We start from the raw sequence: 17323 nt of genomic DNA, 5'->3' as shown, positions 1-17323 counted from the left end.
GCGTCAATAGCTAGTCTATTGCAAGTGAATTTAACGCAGTACCCGCGAAAAAAGGCCGTTTGAAACATATTCATTAAACCGAATTGAGGTTAATTAAATAGTTTAAATTTGAGGCAGTTTTAATGCGTAGTGCAATCACGCTTGATGCAATCAGGGTACTTGAAGCCATTGAACAAAAAGGCAGTTTTGCCGCAGCCGCCGAAGCTTTATTTAAAGTACCCTCAGCGCTAACTTACACAGTGCAAAAATTAGAAGCTGATTTAGGGGTTAGTATTTTTGATCGTTCAAATAAACGCGCTGTACTCACCCCAGCTGGCCGCTTAATTTTGGAAGAAGGCGTTAGTTTATTGCAGGCCGCCAGTAAACTGGAAGATAAGGTTCATCAACTGGAATCTGGTTGGGAAACAAAATTAACAATCGCCAAAGATACGATTATTCCAGACTCAAAATTATTTGAAATCATTAATCAATTTAATCAGTTAGATAAACAAGTTGAAATTCAGGTAACCGAAGAGGTATTAGGTGGCAGTTGGGATGCGCTACATACCAAGCGGGCAGATATTGCGATAGGCTTAACCGGTGAACTGCCAAAAGGCCAGTATGATATTTACAATATTGGCTCGATTGAGTTTGCTTTTGCGGTTGCCAATAACCATCCACTGGCTGATTTTATTGGTTTAGTTGAGGCTGAACATATCAAGCAGTATCCAAGTATTATTGTAACCGACAGCTCACGTACCCTGCCCGGTCGCTCAACTGGCTTATTTGACAGCAAACAAACCATCAAAGTGAGCAATATGCAAAGTAAAATTCAGGCTCAAATACAAGGAGTTGGGATTGGTTTTTTACCTTTGCATTTAATAAAAAACCAACTTAATAATGGCGAGTTAATTGCCAAAGCCTGTGCTATTCCACGCCCGCCAATGCCGGTTTATTTTGCAATGTTAAAAGGTAAACAAGGTAAAGCTGTGCAATGGTTTAGTCAGCAGCTAAAACAAATTAACTGGTTTTAATTTTTACATTTTAGACTCAATAAACGCCTGCATTGCTTGTATTGGCCAAATCGTATCGCTTTGGCCTTTGGCAGAATAAGGCATTTCATTTAACCAAGCCGATGCCGCTTTTGGTGATAATTCACTTATTTTTATCTGATCATAATCCAATAAATTATCAATTAAGCCTTTCATTTTACGCATTGTACCTTGCACTGAACGACTGCAATTTGAATCAAATCTAAGTGGTGTTAATAATTTAGTTGCGGCATCTATTACCGCAAACGGAAAATCTAATTTTAATAAGGTATTAATAAAACCTTCAACAAATAAGCTCTCTAAATCAGCAAAATCCGCTTTTTGTACACAAGGCATAATTAAACCAAATCGGGTGTGATCATGAACAAAAATGATGCATTTTCTATTTTGGATTAAAACCAAATTAGCATGCCATTGGCCTAAATTAGGCACATCATTTTGTTCCAATTGGATTTGAGCACCGGGAAATACAATAACATTGTCCGGCAATTGCTCAGCTAATGGCAAAGATGACGTTAAATTTTGTATTTTTTGATGATCCGGCAACTCAGCCATTAATTTTTTAGTGCAATGCACCAACATATAAAAACCTTAGGTAAATAACCTTAACTCTGGATAAATAATTTAATGCTCAACTAAAGATTTAGTTTGCCATCTGCCACTGCGCCAACGCCAAAACATAAGCAAACCGCGTGTCCATTCATCCATAGCTAATGCAATCCAAATACCAATTAATCCAAAGTCTAAATAAATACCAAAAAAGTAAGCAAAAGGAACCGCAATGCCCCACATTGAAAATAAACCAACATAGAGCGGGAATCTAGCATCACCGGTTGCTCTAAGCGCATTAATTACAATTAAATTAAATGCTCTGCCCGGTTCCATAAATAAAGTAATAACAAATAAGGTACTAACTAAAGTAATAATTTGCAGTTCATCGGTAAATAAACTAATAATTTGTTCACCATAAAAATACGCACTAAACGCAACAATTGCGGTAACAATAAACCCTAAACGCAGAGCTTTATATAACTGTCGATAAGCTTGCTGTAATTTACCTGCACCAACCATGTGGCCAATAATAATTTCGTTAGCTAAACCAATAGATAAATTAAATAACAAAATAAAGGTGCAAATTTGAAAATAAAATGAATGCGCGGCAAGCGTTTTATCACCCATAAGTGCGACAAATGAAGTGATAACCATAAACTGCAACATCCAAGATACGTTTTCACCGGCAGCCGGTAAACCTATGTGGAATATTTTTTTCAGCATTTTGCTGTCTGGTTTTAAAATGGCTGCTAAATTAAATGAAATACCTGTGTATTTAAATAATAAATAAGCCAGCACCACGACTCCAATCACTCGGCCTGTAACTGTGCTAATAGCAACACCAGCAACGCCCATTTCGGGTAAACCAAACCAGCCATACAATAATAATAAGTTGCCAAAAAATGTAATTACATTCATCAGCAAAGTTACCCACATAGCTTGCAAAGTAAAACCATGCGCGCGAATCGCCGCAGCTAAACATAAAGCAACAGCTTCGGGTAATAAGCATAAACCTATAATTTGTAAATAAATTTTACCATCAGACATTAAGTTTTCTGGCAAATTCATTAAACTTAAAATACTGCTGGCACCCAATATAATGCCGCTGGCAGCGGCCAAACCTAATACAAAATTAAAACCAATCGAAGAATAAACAACGGTTTGCGCTGCATTTGAGTTTTTAGCGCCTAAATATTGAGTAATCACCACGCTGGCACCAATGGTAACAAAACCAAAAGAGGTAATTGCCAACTGAAAAACCTGATTACCGACCGCTAAAGCGGCAACACCTTGGTAAGAAACATGGCCAATCATAAAAGTATTGAGTGCACCGGTTAAAAAATGCAGTGCAAAATCAATAAAAAGTGGCCAAGTAAGTTTAAACAGAGAATGAGACTGAGCGTTTGAAGCTGCCATATAAAACCTTAAAACAATATTCAGGTAAAATTATAGTGCAGCTTATTAATCGATAATAATGATATTTTAGTGAATACGTATTTAACCAGAGGTGCGCATCAGGTTATTTAATTTATCCAAGCTTTTAAGTTATCTTTAATTAAGCCCACTAGCATTTCAATATGTTGCGCATCCGCATTTAACGCCGGAATGTATTCAAATGTTTCGCCGCCAGCTTCAATAAAATATTCACGGTTTTCTTCATCAATTTCTTCAATGGTTTCAATACAATCAGCACTAAATCCGGGGCAAATCACTTGCACTGATTTAACGCCTTTTGCTGGTAATGCTTTTAAAGTTTGATCAGTATAAGGTTTTAACCATTCTTCACGACCAAATCGACTTTGAAATGTTGTCAAAAATTCATTTTCAGCCAAACCTAAATTGTCAGCAACCAAAGCAGATGTTTGATAACACTCAGCCTGATACGGATCGCCATTGGTAACATAACGTTTAGGAATACCGTGATATGAAAAAATTAACTTATCGGCACGGCCATGTTGCGCCCAATGCGCACGTACTTTATCAGCCAATGCCTGAATATAAGCAGGGTTATCATGGTAATGACTAATAAATTTAAAATCCGGTAATAAACGTCTTTGAGTGAAATCCTGCGCGATAGCATCAAAAGTAGATGCCGTTGTGGTGGCCGAATATTGCGGATATAAAGGTAAAACTAATAACTGGCGCGCGCCTTGTTCAAATAATTTGTCTAAAGTAGCAGTAACGGAAGGTTCGCCATAACGCATTGCATATTCAACAACCACTTTATCGCCAAAATCCATGTTTAATTTTTCTGCTATTTTTTGTTGCTGAGCTTGAGTATGTACCAATAAAGGAGAACCCTGCTCTGTCCACACACCTTGATAAGCTTTAGCAGAACGCGCAGGCCTAAAATTTAAGATGACTCCATTAAGCACTAACCACCATAACAATCTGGGTGCTTCAACTATTCTTGGATCAGATAAAAACTGCTTTAAATACTTTTTTAATTCAGCTTTAGTTGGTGCAGCAGGTGTACCAAGGTTTGTAATTAATACCCCTACTTTTGCTGGCTTGTTAGGCTCAAAATCAGAAAAATTTTTATATTTCATAATAAATCAAATATTAACCCAGACGATAATTTATAAAATAAACAAAGTTAAAAACCACTTTTGTAAACAAAAATAAACAGTAGTTTTTAAGCTTAATACTCATTAGTTATTGTTTTAATACTAACACTCAATCACTTTAGACCAATATAAAATTAATTATTAGCGGGTTTTAGTTCCTTATCTGCAAAAAATTAGAAAAAAATGAAAAAAATTTATTTGTCTGAAAAACATACAATTTTTACTCAAAACAATAAATTGTTTATTAAATATACAAAACACAGGATCTCAATAAAAATGCGGCTGATCAGAATTTGATCAAAGGTTGATCAAAGCTTGATCACTTGATCATCACACCTTATCCACATTTACAGTTAATAATTATCCCCTATGTGGATAAATACTGTATAAAAGGTGATCAAACTTTGATCAACTCAGGGATAAAATTAGAGGGGGTTTTGGCATGTGGATAAAAGCATGTTTTATATCCATCTTGATCAGAGATTGATCAATTGTTGATCACTAATTATTCAATTTCTAATTTGCTGATCTTTTTGATCTTTTTTGGCTTATCAACAGATCTTGGCGATCCTAATAGTAACAATAATAAGATCTTTATATATAAATATATATTTAATTATTAATTTACTCGCTGCTTTAAAAGCTTCTAAAAAATACCAAGAAAAAAATTGTGTTTGGCTATTTATAAATTCAAGTACAATAGAAAGTCATAAATTAAATTTTAATTCGGCTGAATCATTCAGAAGCTAGCATCTTTAAGCCTTTTGGGTATAAAATAGCCGCCCATTTTTCCAGATCCAAAAGAGACAAGTTATATGCAGTCATTTGAGCAAAGTTTTGATGTCATTGTTGTTGGTGGAGGTCATGCAGGAACAGAAGCTGCTATGGCATCAGCCCGAATGGGTCAAAATACCTTGTTATTAACCCATAATGTAGAAACATTAGGACAAATGTCTTGTAATCCGGCTATTGGCGGAATTGGTAAAGGTCATCTGGTAAAAGAAATTGACGCTTTAGGTGGGTTAATGGCTAAAGCGGCTGATTTAGGTGGTATTCAGTTCAGAACGCTTAATTCAAGTAAAGGTCCAGCTGTTCGTGCAACCCGTGCGCAAGCAGATCGCCAGTTATATCGAGCGGCTGTACGCAGCGCACTTGAAAATCAGCAAAATTTAAAAATATTCCAACAAGCCTGTGACGATTTAATTGTTGAAAACGAGCAAGTCAAAGGTGTTGTGACCCAAATGGGTCTAAAGTTTTATGCAAAATCAGTTGTTTTAACAACAGGTACATTCTTGGGTGGCCAAATCCATATTGGTTTACAAAATTACAGCGGTGGTCGTGCCGGCGATCCACCATCCATTGCTTTGGCAAACCGTTTACGCGAATTACCATTTCGGGTTGGCCGTTTAAAAACGGGGACTCCACCAAGAATTGATGCCCGTACTGTTGATTTTTCGGTTATGCAGGAACAACCGGGTGATAATCCGGCTCCGGTATTTTCGTTTATGGGTAAAGTGTCTGATCATCCAAGACAAATTCCGTGTTTTATCACTCATACCAACGAGCAAACTCATGAAATTATTCGAGGTGGTTTAGACAGATCGCCTATGTATTCTGGTGTGATTGAAGGTATTGGGCCAAGATATTGCCCGTCGATTGAAGATAAAATAGTTCGTTTTGCTGATAAACAATCACATCAGATTTTTATTGAACCAGAAGGACTAACCACACACGAGTTATATCCTAATGGTATTTCAACCAGTTTGCCGTTTGATGTGCAGTTAGGCATAGTTCATTCAATCAAAGGTATGGAAAATGCGCATATTACGCGTCCGGGTTATGCAATTGAATACGACTTTTTTGATCCGCGCGATTTAAAACAAACCTTAGAAACTAAATTTATCAAAGGTTTATTTTTTGCAGGTCAAATTAACGGCACTACAGGGTATGAAGAAGCCGGTGCTCAAGGTTTAATGGCCGGTGCTAATGCTGCATTGTTTGCTCAAGAAAAAGAAGGCTTTAGTTTACGCCGTGATCACGCTTATCTTGGTGTGTTAATTGATGATTTAACAACACTTGGCACTAAAGAACCATACCGCATGTTTACCAGCCGTGCTGAATACCGATTATTGTTGCGTGAAGACAACGCCGATATTCGATTAACTGAGCTTGGTCGCCAAATTGGCTTGGTTGATGATCAACGCTGGGCGTTTTTCTCAACTAAAATTGAAAATATTGAGAAAGAAAAACAAAGACTTAAATCAACTTGGGTACACCCAAAACACGAAGGGTTAGCACAAGTTAATGCGATGACAAAAAATCCGTTAACGCGTGAACATAGTTTGGAAGATTTAATTAAACGACCAGAATTAAATTACGAAAAATTAAGTCAAATTGAATCTTTAGGCCCTTGGTTAAACGATGTTCAAGAAGGCGAACAGGTTGAAGTTCAATTAAAATACGAAGGCTATATTGAGCGCCAAAAAGATGAAATTGAACGTACAATTCGTAATGAAAACACTAAGTTACCTGCTGATTTTGATTACAGTACAGTATCTGGTTTATCTAACGAAGTCGTTGCTAAATTAAAAGAATTTAAACCAGAAACCATAGGTCAGGCATCTCGTATTTCCGGTATTACCCCAGCGGCTGTTTCCTTGCTATTGGTCAGTTTGAAAAAACAAGGTTTGTTGAGGAAATCAGCTTAGATGTCGGATTTGCTAAAAAAGTTAGAAGCTCATTTAGCTGAAATGGAAATTTCAGCTACTGAGTTACAAAAAAATCAGCTAGTTGGTTTTGTTGAGCAACTGCACAAATGGAACAAAGCGTATAACTTAACCTCGGTACGCGATCCAATGGAAATGATCACTCGTCACATTTCTGATTCTGTTGCATTACTCAAATTATTACCGCAACAACAAAATTATATCGACGTAGGCACAGGTCCGGGTTTGCCCGGTGTACCGCTGGCGATTATGATGCCAGACAGTCAATTTGTTTTGTTAGATAGCTTAGGTAAACGCACGCGTTTTATTCAACAAACGATTTTTGAATTAGGTATAAAAAACGTAAAACCGGTACAAAGCCGGGTTGAAGATTTTATCCCCGAAAATAAATTTGATGGTGTACTCAGCCGAGCATTTGCTTCGCTTGAAGACATGCTGACTTGGTGTCAGCATTTAGTAAAACCTGAAACCGGTCGTTTTTTTGCGATGAAAGGCATTTACCCGTCGACAGAAATTGATACACTTGCACCAGAATTTGAATTAGAAAAAGTAAGTAAGCTCAATGTCCCACAATTGAACGAAGAACGTCATCTTGTGGAAATTAAACTAAAATAACGGAGTTGCTGTCATGGGTAAAACTATTGCGATTGCGAATCAAAAAGGTGGTGTGGGTAAAACCACAACGGCAGTAAATTTAGCTGCATCTATGGCTGCTACCAAACGCAAAATTTTATTGATCGACTTAGATCCGCAAGGCAATGCAACTGTGGGCAGCGGTGTTGATAAATACGATGCTCCTGCGACTTCTTACGAATTATTAATTGACGAAAAACCTCTACCTGAGGTGATTATCAGTAAAACTTCAGGCAAATATGATTTAATCGCTGCAAACTCAGATGTTACCGCTGTTGAAATTAAACTGATGGAATGTTTTGCGCGTGAGCTTAGATTGCGCAATGCGTTAGCTGAATACAAAAATAATTATGATTTTATTATTATTGACTGCCCGCCTTCACTGAATATGCTCACGGTTAACGCAATGGCTGCGGCTGATTCGGTACTTGTACCGATGCAATGTGAATATTATGCGCTTGAAGGGATTACCGCGTTAAAAGATACCATTGAAAAATTGGCTGCGGTGGTTAATCCTAATTTACGGATTGAGGGGGTGCTTCGTACTATGTACGATCCGCGTAATCGTCTTGCAAATGATGTTTCTGAACAACTTAAAAAACACTTTGGAGAAAAAGTATATCGAACCGTTATTCCACGAAATGTTCGTTTAGCCGAAGCGCCTAGTTTTGGCGAACCTGTAATGTATTATGATAAAACATCAACCGGAGCTAAAGCTTATCTGGCATTGGCTGGTGAAATGATCCGCAAAAGCGAAAAAGAAAAATCAAAACAAGTAGCATAGCTTTTTATAAAATTTTAGGTAAATTCAATGTCGGTAAAAAAACGAGGTTTAGGTAGAGGTTTAGACGCCCTATTAGCCACGAGTCACTCAGTTAAATCAGAAAATAGCCCGCAGGCAGATGAAAACAACCAACAAGTTAATCTTGCTGCTGAAAAAAATGAGTTACACAAATTACCGATAGAGTTTTTAAAACCGGGTAAATATCAACCAAGAAAAGATATGTCACCGGAAGCGTTAGAAGAATTAGCCAGCTCCATCCGCGCTCAAGGTATTATTCAACCAATTGTGGTGCGCCAACTTGAATCTAGTAATGAGTATGAAATTATCGCCGGTGAACGACGTTGGCGTGCTGCTCAACTTGCTAAGTTAGATACGGTTCCTTGTTTAGTTAAGAAAATCCCAGATGAAGCCGCGGTTGCAATTGCACTTATTGAAAATATTCAGCGTGAAGATTTAAATGCGATGGAAGAGGCGATCGCACTTGATCGTTTATTAACGGAATTTGAGTTAACTCATCAGCAAGTTGCTGACGCGGTTGGTAAATCCAGAACGACTGTCACTAACCTATTGCGTTTAAATTCGCTTGAAGATGAAGTTAAAACTTTACTTGAACATGGCGATATTGAAATGGGCCATGCCCGATGTTTATTAGCTTTAACCGGTGATACTCAAATTGAAACAGGACGTTTAGTTGCTGCTAAAGGATTAACGGTACGCGATACCGAAAAGCTAGTGAATAAATTACTTCAGCCGCCGGCTGAAAAAACTCCTCAAAAACCTGATCCAAATATTGAGCATTTACAAAATGAAATATCAGAAATGATTGGCTCGGGTGTCAAAATCAGTCATAATCGCGCAGGTAAAGGTAAGATGGTTATCGACTTTGCTAATTTAGATGCGTTAGATGGGATTATTGCCCGCTTAAAGCAAAAATAATTAAGAAATAACTAAAACTATAAATTTATATTAACGCAGACTGCATTTTTATTCATTTTTTTAAGTGCGAATCAATACGGTTTATATTGAAAATACGGGATAATTCTGTATACTCTGCGCAAAATTTTGCATCAGATTTGTGCGTTTAGACACAAAATAGGTGCTAACCAGCAAATTAAAGAGTTTTATATTTTGAATAAACTGGCCTTAGCGGGTTTTTTAACCGCATGTAAAATAATAGGTTTTCAGTTTTTAGTTGTTGCTTTAATCAGCTTGGTTATTTTATTTATACAAAACAAAGATGCAGCTGTGTCTACACTTGTGGGTGGTTGTTGTGGTGTTTTGCCTAATTTTATCTTAGCGGGATTTTTATTTTCTACCGCAGGGGCTACACAACTCAAAACAACCATGCGCCGATTTTATCGAGGCAGCACGTTAAAATTGGTGATTACAAGTTTGGTACTTGCAATTATTTTAAAATCACAGCTATTTTTAGTGGGTTTTGTATTTTTTGGCTTTGCAGTTGCGCTGGTTGCGCATGTATTAGCACCGAATTCTTTTCATTAACTTTATTGGGAAACAACAATGGCAGCAAATGGTGAAGCCCTTACTACTCAGGGTTATATCCAGCACCACTTAACCAACGCCTCTGTAGGTGAAGGTTTTTGGACATGGCATGTCGATACTTTGGCATGGTCTGTTCTGCTTGGTCTGGTATTTATCCTTTCGTTCCGCAGTGTTGCAAAAAAAGCAACTGTGGGTGTTCCTGGCAAGTTTCAATGTGTCGTTGAAATGATTGTCGAATTTGTCGCAGGTAGCGTACGCGATACCTTTCACGGCAAAAATCCATTAATTGCACCTTTATCACTGACTATTTTCATGTGGGTGTTATTAATGAACTTTATGGATCTTATCCCGGTTGACTTCTTACCGTCTTTTGCACAATTCATTGGTGGCCAGTTAGGTTACGATCCGCATCATGTTTACATGAAGGTTGTACCAACTACTGACTTAAACACCACTTTAGCACTTGCTTTAGGTGTATTTGCCTTAATGATTTATTATTCAATTAAAATCAAAGGCTTAGGTGGTTTCTTAAAAGAGCTTTATGCTCATCCGTTTAATACACCTTGGTTATACTGGTTTAACTTTATTCTTGAAACAATCGCATTAATTGCTAAACCTATGTCGTTAGCTCTGCGTTTGTTTGGTAACTTGTATGCTGGTGAGCTTATCTTTATTTTGATAGCTGGCTTAATCGGTATTTGGCAGTTACCTGCTCACTTTATTTGGGCTGCGTTCCACTTATTAGTTATTCCGCTTCAAGCTTTCATTTTCATGATGTTAAGTATCGTGTATTTAAGCTTGGCGCACGAAGATCACTAACTTTTCGGGACTAAAGTTAGACAGCTAACGCTGGCCCCGAAGGGTTTAGGGCAGGATGCCCAAACAAGTTTTTTATTTACTTTAATTTTTTAAACTTTAACTTTCTATAATTTGGAGAAAAACATGTTATACATCGCTGTTGCATTGTTAATCGGTTTAGGTGCATTAGGTACTGCTATCGGTTTCGGTCTTTTAGGTGGTAAATTCTTAGAGTCTGCTGCTCGTCAACCTGAGTTAGCACCTCAATTACAAGTTAAAATGTTCATCGTTGCGGGTCTTATCGATGCTATCGCTATGATCGGTGTTGCGATCGCATTGTACTTATTGTTCGTGGTTGGCGCTTAATTTTAAAATTTAAGTATTTCTCGAACAATTAATTAAGGAGGCGCGGTTGTGAATATCAACGCCACTCTACTAGGCGAATTAATTGCATTTATCTTCTTTGTTTGGTTCACAATGAAATACGTGTGGCCACCATTGAATGGCGCAATTGAAGATCGTCAGAAAAAAATTGCAGATGGTTTAGAAGCTTCTGAACAAGCTGAAAAAGATTTAGAGTTAGCTAAAAAAGAAGCTGCTGTTAAATTGAAAGAAGCTAAAGAGCAAGCTGCTGCCATCATTGAACAAGCTAAAAAACGCGAAGCACAAATCATTGACGAAGCGGCTGATAAAGCGCGTGCCGAAAATGATAAGATTCTAGCTCAAGGTCAAGCTGACTTAGAAGCTGAGCGTAACCGTGCTCGTGCTGAATTACGTCAACAAGTTGCTGTTTTAGCGGTTGCTGGCGCAGAAAAAATTCTAGCACGTTCTATCGATGCTAAGGCTCATGCGGATATTCTTGACCAGTTGGTTGAGGAATTATAAGGGGTAATTATTATGTCTGAATTGACAACTATTGCCCGACCATACGCAAGAGCCGCGTTTGATTATGCTGTTGAGCAAAGTGCTGTTGAAAAATGGCAATCAATGTTAGTGTTTGCGGCTGAAGTTTCTAAAAACGAAACTATGCAGCAGTTATTAACGAGTTCAGCTAATGCTGAGCAAGTTGCGCAAATCTTCGTTGGTGTTTGTGAAGATCAGCTTGACCTAAATGGTCAGAACTTAATCAAACTTATGGCTGAAAATAAACGTTTGGCTTCGTTACCTGAAGTTGTAACTTTATTTTCTGAACTAAAAGACGAATATGAAAAAACAGTTGAAGTTTTTGTTACCTCAGCTGTTGAATTGTCTACTGCGCAACAAAGCAGTTTAGTTCAATCGTTAGAAAAACGTTTAGCCAGAAAAGTTAAGCTTAATTGTCGTGTTGATGAATCAGTGGTTGGCGGTTTATTAATTAAAGCCGGTGACATGGTTATTGACAGCACGATTCGCGGAAAATTGGATCGACTGAACACAGCGTTACAGTCGTAGGGGATTAGAGCATGCAACTGAATTCCACTGAAATTGCCGAACTGATCAAAAAACGTATTGAAAAGTTCGAAATCGTCAGTGAAGCTCGTAACGAAGGTACTATCGTATCTGTTACTGACGGTATCATCCGCATTCACGGTTTAGCCGATGTAATGCAAGGTGAGATGATTGAGCTTCCAGGTAGCCGTTATGCTATCGCATTAAACTTAGAAAGAGACTCTGTTGGTGCTGTTGTTATGGGTCCTTATGCTGACCTACAAGAAGGCACTAAAGTTAAAGGTACAGGCCGTATCTTAGAAGTTCCAGTTGGTCCAGGTCTTTTAGGCCGTGTGGTAAACACTTTAGGTCAAGCAATTGACGGTAAAGGTCCAATTGAGAATGACGGTTTTGAACCTGTTGAAAAAATTGCACCGGGTGTAATCGATCGTCAATCTGTTGATGAGCCTCTGCAAACTGGTTATAAAGCAATCGACTCAATGGTTCCAATCGGGCGTGGTCAGCGTGAGCTTATCATCGGTGACCGTCAAATTGGTAAATCTGCTGTTGCTATCGATGCTATCATCAACCAAAAAGGTACTGGTGTTAAATGTATCTATGTTGCGATTGGTCAAAAAGCATCAACGCTTGCAAACGTAGTACGTAAATTAGAAGAGCACGGTGCGTTAGAGCATACCATTATTGTTGCTGCAAACGCTTCTGAATCTGCGGCGCTTCAATACCTAGCTCCTTATGCTGGTTGTACTATGGGTGAATACTTCCGTGACCGTGGTCAAGATGCGTTAATCGTTTACGATGACTTATCTAAGCAAGCGGTTGCTTATCGTCAAGTTTCACTATTATTACGTCGTCCACCAGGACGTGAAGCTTACCCAGGTGACGTTTTCTATCTTCACTCACGTTTACTTGAGCGTGCATCTCGCGTTAATGCAGATTACGTTGAAAAGTATACCAACGGTGAAGTTAAAGGTAAGACTGGTTCATTAACTGCTTTACCTATCATCGAAACTCAAGCTGGTGACGTTTCTGCATTCGTACCTACTAACGTAATTTCAATTACTGACGGTCAGATCTTCTTAGAAACTGGCATGTTCAACTCGGGTATCCGTCCGGCAATTAACGCTGGTATTTCGGTATCTCGTGTAGGTGGTGCTGCACAAACTAAAATCATCAAAAAATTAGGCGGTGGTATTCGTCTAGCTTTAGCTCAGTATCGTGAATTAGCAGCCTTTGCTCAATTCGCTTCTGATTTAGATGACGCAACTCGCGCTCAGTTAGAGCACGGTCAACGCGTTACTGAATTAATGAAGCAGAAGCAATTTGCTCCATTGAGTGTCAGTTTGATGGCTGTTTCTCTGTTCGCAGCGGATAAAGGTTTCTTAAATGATATTTCATTAGATAAGATCCTTGATTTCGAAGCGGCGCTTCACTCTTATATGAAGTCTGAGCATGCAGAATTAATGGGTAAAATCGATGAGAAAGGCGACTATAACGCTGACATCGAAGCTGCATTAAAAGCTGCTTTAGAAACTTTCAAATCGACTCAAACTTGGTAATAGTCTGAGTCTACGATTAATTTAATCGGAGTGAAGAGAAATGGCCGGCGCTAAAGAGATAAAAGGTAAAATTGGTAGTGTTCAAAACACTCAGAAGATTACCAGCGCAATGGAGATGGTTGCAGCGAGTAAAATGCGCAAAGCGCAAGATCGCATGACAGCTTCTCGTCCATACGCAGAAAATATGCGTAAGGTGATCGGTCATATGGCGCTTGGCAGCTTGGAATATAAACATGTTTATATGGAAGAGCGTGAAGTCAAGCGCGTTGGTTACATTGTTGTGTCTACAGACCGTGGTCTTTGTGGCGGCTTAAATACAAATGCATTTAAGCAAGTGCTAAAAGAGTACGCTGATTGGCGCAAAAAAGGTGTTGAAGTCGATTTTGGTGTGGTTGGCGCTAAGGCAACTGCATTCTTCAACAACTTTGGTGGCAAAATTGTTTCTCAGATTTCAGGTCTGGGCGACAAGCCATCGGTAACCGATTTAGTAGGTTCTGTACAAGTTATGCTAAAAGCGTATGAAGAAGGTCAAATTGATCGCTTATACGTAGTTTACAATAAGTTTGTAAACACCATGACACAGGCACCTAAGATCGATCAGCTTTTACCTTTGCCTAAGGCAGAGGATAACGAACTGAAACACAAGTGGGATTACATTTACGAACCTGATCCAAAAGCAATTTTAGAAGCTTTATTAGGTCGTTATATTGAATCTCAGGTATATCAGGCTGTAGTTGAAAACGTAGCGTCAGAAATGGCTGCTCGTATGGTTGCGATGAAAGCTGCAACCGATAACGCAGGCAACCTGATTAAAGAATTGCAATTAGTCTACAACAAAGCGCGTCAGGCGGCGATTACTCAAGAATTGAGTGAGATCGTTGCTGGTGCAGCGGCAGTTTAGGCAAAGGCAGCAACGATTTAGAGGAAAGATAATGAGTTCAGGTCTAGTCGTTCAAGTCATCGGCGCGGTTGTGGACATTGAGTTTCCACAAAATGCAGTACCGCAAGTATACGATGCGTTGAAAGTAGAAGAAGGCGATATCGCTGGTTTGACTGTAGAAGTACAGCAACAATTAGGTGGTGGTGTTGTTCGTGGCATCGCTATGGGTTCTTCAGACGGTTTACGTCGTGGTCTTAAAGTTGTTAACACTGGTGCACCTGTTTCTGTACCTGTAGGTGTTAAAACTTTAGGTCGTATCATGGACGTTTTAGGTAACCCAATTGATGAAGCGGGTCCTATTGGTGAAGAAGAGCGTTGGTCAATCCACCGCGAAGCACCAAGCTATGAAGATCAAGCCAACTCTAACGATTTGTTAGAAACAGGTATTAAAGTAATCGACTTAGTATGTCCATTCGCTAAGGGTGGTAAAGTTGGTTTATTCGGTGGTGCCGGTGTAGGTAAAACCGTAAACATGATGGAACTTATCCGTAACATCGCTATCGAGCACAGTGGTTACTCTGTATTCGCTGGTGTTGGTGAGCGTACTCGTGAAGGTAATGACTTCTATCATGAAATGAACGATTCTAACGTACTTGATAAAGTAGCGTTAGTTTACGGTCAGATGAACGAGCCACCAGGAAACCGTTTACGTGTTGCGTTAACTGGTTTGACTATGGCTGAAAAATTCCGTGACGAAGGTCGTGACGTATTATTCTTCGTAGATAACATCTACCGTTATACACTTGCTGGTACTGAGGTATCTGCATTGTTAGGTCGTATGCCATCTGCGGTAGGTTATCAGCCTACTCTTGCTGAAGAAATGGGTGTTTTACAGGAGCGTATTACTTCTACTAAAACTGGTTCAATCACTTCAATCCAAGCGGTATATGTACCTGCGGATGACTTGACTGACCCATCACCAGCAACGACCTTCTCTCACTTAGATGCGACAGTTGTATTATCTCGTAACATCGCTGCATTAGGTATTTACCCTGCAATCGATCCACTAGATTCAACTTCACGTCAGTTAGATCCGTTAGTAGTAGGTCAAGAGCACTATGACACAGCTCGTGGTGTACAGATCGTATTACAACGTTACAAAGAACTTAAAGATATCATCGCTATCTTAGGTATGGATGAATTATCTGAAGAAGATAAGCAAGTTGTAGCTCGTGCTCGTAAGATCCAGCGCTTCTTATCTCAACCGTTCTTCGTAGCAGAAGTATTTAACAGTGTACCGGGTCGTTATGTATCATTAAAAGATACAATTTCTGGCTTTAAAGGCATTTTAGCTGGTGAGTATGATCACTTACCTGAGCAAGCTTTCTATATGGTTGGTCCAATAGAAGAAGCTGTTGAAAAAGCTAAAAGCTTATAATTAAACCGGAGGTAAAAGGTGGCAGCTATGACAACTCATTTAGACGTAGTCAGCGCCGAAGAAAAAATCTTCTCCGGTTTAGTTGAGTCAATTCAGGTAAGCGGTGTGGAAGGTGAGCTTGGCGTACAATACGGCCATGCTCCTTTAATCACACCAATTAAGCCTGGTATGATTAAATTAGTTAAACAGTTTGGCGAAGAAGAGCTGATCTATTTATCTGGCGGTGTACTTGAAGTTCAACCAAACGGCATTGTTGTTTTGGCTGACGTTGCAGTACGCGGTGAAGATTTAGATGAACAGGCAGCTTTAGATGCTAAACGTCGTGCAGAAGAGCATATTCACAATTCATCTTCTGATTTGAACTATGCAGAAGCAGCTATGGAGCTTGCTAAAGCAGTTGCCCAAATCAGAATTATTGAAGAAATGCGCCGCCGCACAAAATAACTAATTAATTATAAAGTTAGTTAAATACTAAAAAAGGACAGCAATTGCTGTCCTTTTTGTTATGGTATGTTTGAGCAACTAAAACTTAAAAGCACTGTAAAGCCATAGCCGCAGCTGATGTTCTATTTTCTACTCCGAGCTTTTTAAATATCTGCTCTAAGTGTTTGTTGACGGTTCTTGGGCTCATACTAAGTACAGTGGCTATTTCTCTATTGGTTTTCCCTTTACTTATCCACAATAATACCTCTGATTCACGTTCTGTAAGTGGATACTTGTTACGCAGGATTACTGTTTCATCCGGTTGCTCTAAATCTGAAAGGCGTAGTAAAAATTCGTTATCATCAGTTTCGGATATATATTTTAATTCCAGTGGTTTTTGTGCGGCATTAATTCGCAATGGAAATTGCCTTTTATCAGGGTTTACAACAAAATTAGCCAACTTTTTAGCAAGACTTGTGGTGAGCCATTGCTCATCAGCACCAGCTAATTCAAATAATTGATAAGTTTGCGGAGTTGCCCATTTGATTTGCCCTACTTTGTTAACCGCAAATAAAAATTGCCCTGAATTATCTAACGCTTGCTGTGCATGTATGGTTATTTTTGCATTGGATAAATGGGACTGCATTCTGATGATCAATTCATCAGGGTTTATGGGCTTTGTTATATAATCAGTGCCGCCAGCCGCAAACCCTTTTTTTACACTTTGAGTATCACTCATACCTGTCATAAAAATGACAGGGGTATGTTTTAATAAGGGATTTTGTTTAATAATTTTACAAGCTTCAAAACCATCCATATTTGGCATCATTGCATCCATTAAAATAATATCAGGATGAATATTTTCAGCAATTGTTACAGCTTGTTGGCCTTCCATTGCTATTAATAATGTAAGGTTCTGCCCGTCTAATGCATCATTTAACATACTTAATGTTTCGGGTGAATCATCTACTATCAGCACAACATTTTTTTGTTTTCTGTGCATT

The 17323-nt window shown here is 38.7% G+C and carries 18 protein-coding genes; 14 read left to right on the top strand and 4 right to left on the bottom strand.

Annotation, left to right across the window (positions count from 1 at the left end):
* The first annotated feature begins 122 nt into the window (after window positions 1-122).
* Window positions 123-1013, top strand: coding sequence for a LysR family transcriptional regulator (locus N7931_RS11415; protein ID WP_262794172.1), 891 nt, complete (start codon window positions 123-125; stop codon window positions 1011-1013).
* A gap of 3 nt (window positions 1014-1016) precedes the next feature.
* On the opposite strand, the gene N7931_RS11410 is transcribed toward N7931_RS11415, so the two are convergent.
* The 3 genes from N7931_RS11410 to hemH all read right to left on the bottom strand — a co-directional run bounded on the left by N7931_RS11410 (window position 1017) and on the right by hemH (window position 4132).
* Window positions 1017-1613, bottom strand: a complete 597-nt coding sequence (locus N7931_RS11410; RefSeq protein WP_262794171.1) for a DUF6933 domain-containing protein — start codon at window positions 1611-1613, stop codon at window positions 1017-1019.
* Between the two features lie 42 nt (window positions 1614-1655).
* Window positions 1656-2999, bottom strand: a complete 1344-nt coding sequence (locus tag N7931_RS11405) for an MATE family efflux transporter (protein WP_262794169.1) — start codon at window positions 2997-2999, stop codon at window positions 1656-1658.
* 107 nt (window positions 3000-3106) lie between these two features.
* Complete coding sequence (gene hemH, locus N7931_RS11400; RefSeq protein ID WP_262794168.1) at window positions 3107-4132, bottom strand: ferrochelatase; 1026 nt, start codon at window positions 4130-4132, stop codon at window positions 3107-3109.
* An 833-nt stretch (window positions 4133-4965) separates the two neighbouring features.
* Here hemH and mnmG point away from each other — a divergent pair.
* From mnmG to N7931_RS11335, 13 genes are all read left to right on the top strand, one after another.
* Window positions 4966-6858, top strand: a complete 1893-nt coding sequence (mnmG, locus tag N7931_RS11395) for a tRNA uridine-5-carboxymethylaminomethyl(34) synthesis enzyme MnmG (RefSeq protein ID WP_262794167.1) — start codon at window positions 4966-4968, stop codon at window positions 6856-6858.
* A complete protein-coding gene (rsmG, locus tag N7931_RS11390; protein ID WP_262794166.1) occupies window positions 6859-7491 on the top strand; it encodes a 16S rRNA (guanine(527)-N(7))-methyltransferase RsmG in 633 nt (210 codons plus the stop codon).
* Between the two features lie 13 nt (window positions 7492-7504).
* Window positions 7505-8293 (top strand): ParA family protein, encoded by a 789-nt coding sequence (locus N7931_RS11385; RefSeq protein ID WP_262794165.1) that lies wholly within the window; start codon window positions 7505-7507, stop codon window positions 8291-8293.
* 27 nt (window positions 8294-8320) lie between these two features.
* Window positions 8321-9229 (top strand): ParB/RepB/Spo0J family partition protein, encoded by a 909-nt coding sequence (locus N7931_RS11380; protein WP_262794164.1) that lies wholly within the window; start codon window positions 8321-8323, stop codon window positions 9227-9229.
* A gap of 192 nt (window positions 9230-9421) precedes the next feature.
* Window positions 9422-9796: an ATP synthase subunit I gene (locus tag N7931_RS11375; RefSeq protein WP_262794162.1), complete on the top strand. Its 375-nt coding sequence runs from the start codon at window positions 9422-9424 to the stop codon at window positions 9794-9796.
* 18 nt (window positions 9797-9814) lie between these two features.
* Complete coding sequence (atpB, locus tag N7931_RS11370) at window positions 9815-10615, top strand: F0F1 ATP synthase subunit A (RefSeq protein WP_262794161.1); 801 nt, start codon at window positions 9815-9817, stop codon at window positions 10613-10615.
* Window positions 10616-10738: 123 nt separating this feature from the next.
* The gene (atpE, locus tag N7931_RS11365; RefSeq protein WP_262794160.1) at window positions 10739-10960 is read left to right on the top strand and encodes a F0F1 ATP synthase subunit C; all 222 of its coding nucleotides are present in this window, start codon (window positions 10739-10741) and stop codon (window positions 10958-10960) included.
* Between the two features lie 48 nt (window positions 10961-11008).
* Window positions 11009-11479, top strand: a complete 471-nt coding sequence (gene atpF, locus N7931_RS11360; protein WP_262794158.1) for a F0F1 ATP synthase subunit B — start codon at window positions 11009-11011, stop codon at window positions 11477-11479.
* 12 nt (window positions 11480-11491) lie between these two features.
* Entirely contained in the window at window positions 11492-12025 is a 534-nt protein-coding gene (atpH, locus tag N7931_RS11355; protein ID WP_262794157.1) for a F0F1 ATP synthase subunit delta, read from the top strand.
* Window positions 12026-12036: 11 nt separating this feature from the next.
* Complete coding sequence (gene atpA, locus N7931_RS11350) at window positions 12037-13578, top strand: F0F1 ATP synthase subunit alpha (RefSeq protein ID WP_262794155.1); 1542 nt, start codon at window positions 12037-12039, stop codon at window positions 13576-13578.
* Window positions 13579-13618: 40 nt separating this feature from the next.
* Window positions 13619-14479, top strand: coding sequence for a F0F1 ATP synthase subunit gamma (atpG, locus tag N7931_RS11345; protein WP_262794153.1), 861 nt, complete (start codon window positions 13619-13621; stop codon window positions 14477-14479).
* A gap of 31 nt (window positions 14480-14510) precedes the next feature.
* Complete coding sequence (atpD, locus tag N7931_RS11340; RefSeq protein WP_262794152.1) at window positions 14511-15896, top strand: F0F1 ATP synthase subunit beta; 1386 nt, start codon at window positions 14511-14513, stop codon at window positions 15894-15896.
* Window positions 15897-15923: 27 nt separating this feature from the next.
* The gene (locus N7931_RS11335; protein WP_262794150.1) at window positions 15924-16340 is read left to right on the top strand and encodes a F0F1 ATP synthase subunit epsilon; all 417 of its coding nucleotides are present in this window, start codon (window positions 15924-15926) and stop codon (window positions 16338-16340) included.
* Window positions 16341-16425: 85 nt separating this feature from the next.
* Here the strand turns inward: N7931_RS11335 and N7931_RS11330 are convergent, their stop codons facing one another.
* Complete coding sequence (locus N7931_RS11330) at window positions 16426-17322, bottom strand: DNA-binding response regulator (RefSeq protein ID WP_262794149.1); 897 nt, start codon at window positions 17320-17322, stop codon at window positions 16426-16428.
* Window position 17323: the final 1 nt, after the last annotated feature.

The sequence above is a fragment of the Catenovulum sp. 2E275 genome, assembly GCF_025515275.1.
Lineage (GTDB): Bacteria > Pseudomonadota > Gammaproteobacteria > Enterobacterales > Alteromonadaceae > Catenovulum.
The sequence above is the reverse complement of the archived record's forward strand: the minus strand, read 5'-3'. Positions and strand labels throughout refer to the sequence as shown.